This window comes from Pseudomonas viridiflava (assembly GCF_900602065.1).
Classification (GTDB): domain Bacteria; phylum Pseudomonadota; class Gammaproteobacteria; order Pseudomonadales; family Pseudomonadaceae; genus Aquipseudomonas.
This window is the reverse complement of the sequence record NZ_UWFN01000217.1, coordinates 1-440: the sequence shown is the minus strand read 5'-3', so window position 1 is coordinate 440 and position 440 is coordinate 1. Positions and strand designations below refer to the sequence as shown.

General features: G+C 65.9%; 1 pseudogene. It reads left to right on the top strand.

The window, feature by feature from the left end:
* Positions 1-440: pseudogene (gene mutL, locus EE949_RS12910) on the top strand (DNA mismatch repair endonuclease MutL); the annotation flags it as partial.

Genomic DNA, 440 nt, shown 5'->3' with positions numbered 1-440 from the left:
CGGTCGCACCGTGCACGATTTCCTGTACGGCACGCTGCACCGTGCGCTGGGTGACGTTCGGCCTGAAGATCAGTTGTCCGGCAGTGCACCTGTGACAGCGATTGTGCGTCCGACCGGCCCCGAAGCGGGCGAGTTCGGGCCGCAGGGCGAGATGCGTCTGGCCAATAACGTGCTCGAACAGCCGCAGGGCGAGACCTATGCACGTCCCGCAGGCTCTGGCTCGGGCGGCGGCTATCAGTATCAATACTCGCCGCGGCCGGCTTCGCCGGGTGCGCCCGTTGCCGAAGTGCAAAGCGCCTACCGCGAGTTTTTCGCGCCGCTGCCGGGCACCACGCCGACGTCGTTGCCAGAGTCGCCTGCTGATATTCCACCGCTGGGTTATGCGCCCGCGCAGCTCAAAGGCATCTACATCCTGGCTGAAAACGCCCACGGACTGGTGC